The organism is Gemmatimonadaceae bacterium (genome assembly GCA_036003045.1).
Classification (GTDB): Bacteria; Gemmatimonadota; Gemmatimonadetes; order Gemmatimonadales; family Gemmatimonadaceae; genus JAQBQB01.
Genome location: DASYSS010000061.1, coordinates 1 through 2,044, shown reverse-complemented (window position 1 = coordinate 2,044; position 2,044 = coordinate 1). Strand labels below are relative to the sequence as shown.

General features: G+C 65.8%; 1 protein-coding gene. It reads left to right on the top strand.

Annotated elements, in window-relative coordinates:
* Positions 1 to 106 precede the first annotated feature (106 nt).
* Positions 107 to 2,044: fused MFS/spermidine synthase (locus VGQ44_16205; GenBank protein ID HEV8448373.1), on the top strand; the 1,938-nt coding region annotated here is incomplete at its 3' end.

The following is a 2,044-nucleotide window of genomic DNA, read 5'->3' as shown; positions in this document are numbered from 1 at the left end:
TGGTGAGGCGAGTGTACGGGGCGGTCAGATGCCGGTCAAGAAAACAGCGGAATCCCCGAGAGCATTCGCGGAACGACTCCACAATGTGTAGCATCGCTCCCGGTTCATGCGCCGCAACACCGCGACACCGGCTGTTCTGCTTTTCTTCTCCGGCGCGTGCGCACTGACGTACCAGACCGTCTGGTTTCGGCAATTCCGGCTGATTTTCGGCGCCTCGACTTTCGCGACGGCCGCCGTTCTGGCGATCTTCATGGGCGGACTCGGCCTTGGGAGTGCCTTTCTCGGCCGCCGAGCTGATGCGCACCCTAAACCGTTGGTGTTCTACGGCAACCTTGAGCTGCTGATCGCGGTCTCGGCGGCCGCTTCACAGTTGCTGTTGTGGCTGGTCGCGAAGATTTACTTCGCGACGGGTGGGTCGGTCACGCTGGGGATCTCCGTCGCCAGCGTCGTGCGGCTCGTCCTCGCCGCGATCGTGTTGGCCGTGCCGACGGTGATGATGGGTGGCACGTTGCCGGCCGCGGCCCGCGCCGTCGAGACAAACGAAGACGACGGCCGGCGGAACGTGGCGCTGCTCTACGGCGCAAACACGCTCGGCGCGGTGACGGGCACGTTGCTTTCGACCTTCTTTGCGCTCGAGATCTTCGGGAACCGCAAGACCTTACTCGTCGCCGTCCTGGTGAACGCGGTCGTGGCAGTGATCGCTCGAAGCATTGGTAATCAGTGGAGCGCCGGCGGCTCCCCGGCGCGCGATGGCGCCGAGGACGCCGCTCCATCGAGCAACGGCCGCACCCGCGTGCTGATCGCCGCCGGCATCGTCGGTTTCGCGTTCCTGCTGATGGAGCTGGTCTGGTACCGGATGCTCGCGCCGCTCCTCGGCGGCTCGACATTCACTTTCGGGCTGATTCTCGCCGTCGCGCTCCTGGGCATCGGACTCGGCGGGGCGGCGTACTCCTTCTGGAGCGGCGGCGGCCGGGCGACTGTCGGCGGTTTCGCGCTCACCTGCTCACTCGAAGCCGTCGCGATCGCATTTCCCTTCGCTCTCGGCGACCGGCTCGCTGTCGCCGAAGCGTTGCTTCGCGATCTCGGTCCGTTCGGCTTCGAGGGTTACGTGCTCGCGTGGACGCTTCTGACGATCGTCGTCGTGCTGCCGGCCGCGTTCATCGCCGGCATTCAGTTCCCGCTTCTGATCTCCCTTCTCGGCAGCGGACGCGACGATGTCGGCCGCGACGTCGGCCACGCGTACGCCTGGAACACGGCGGGAGCCATCGCCGGCTCACTCGCGGGCGGATTCGGCCTGATTCCGCTGCTGAGCGCCCCGGGAGCCTGGCGTCTCGTGATCGTTCTGCTTGCGCTGCTTGGGATCGCGGCTGCCGTGGCCGGCAGAGCGTTCTTCGCCGGCATTTTTGCGGTCGTCGCGATCAGCGGGACGTTCGCGCTCGGCCCGACGGCGGCGTGGCGGCATAGCGGCATCGGAGTCGGGCGCGCGGAGATCCCCAAGACATCGAACGGTCTCCGCGGCTGGATCGACAGCGCGCGCCGAACTCTCGTCTGGGACGCCGACGGCCGGGAAAGCGCGGTAGCGCTGGTTGCGCCTGACGACTACGCGTTCGTCGTCAACGGAAAGGTCGATGGAAGTGCCCGCGGCGACGATGGAACGCAGGTGATGATGGGTCTCGTCGGTGCGATCCTGAATCCCAAGGCGCAGCGTTCGCTGGTGATCGGCCTCGGCACCGGCAGCTCTGCCGGCTGGCTCGGCGCGGTCCCGACGATGGACCGTGTCGACGTTGTCGAGCTGGAGCCGGCCGTGCTGCGCGTCGCAAAGGCGTGCACGCCAGTCAACCACGACGTCCTGCACAACCCGAAGGTGCACATCCGGATCGGCGATGCTCGCGAAGTCCTCCTTGCCACGCCCGACCATTACGACCTCATCGTCTCCGAGCCGTCGAATCCTTATCGCGCAGGAATTGCGAGCCTTTTTACAGAAGAATTTTATCAAGCGGCGAAAGCGCGACTGAATAGCGATGGTATTTTCCTGCAGTGGGTG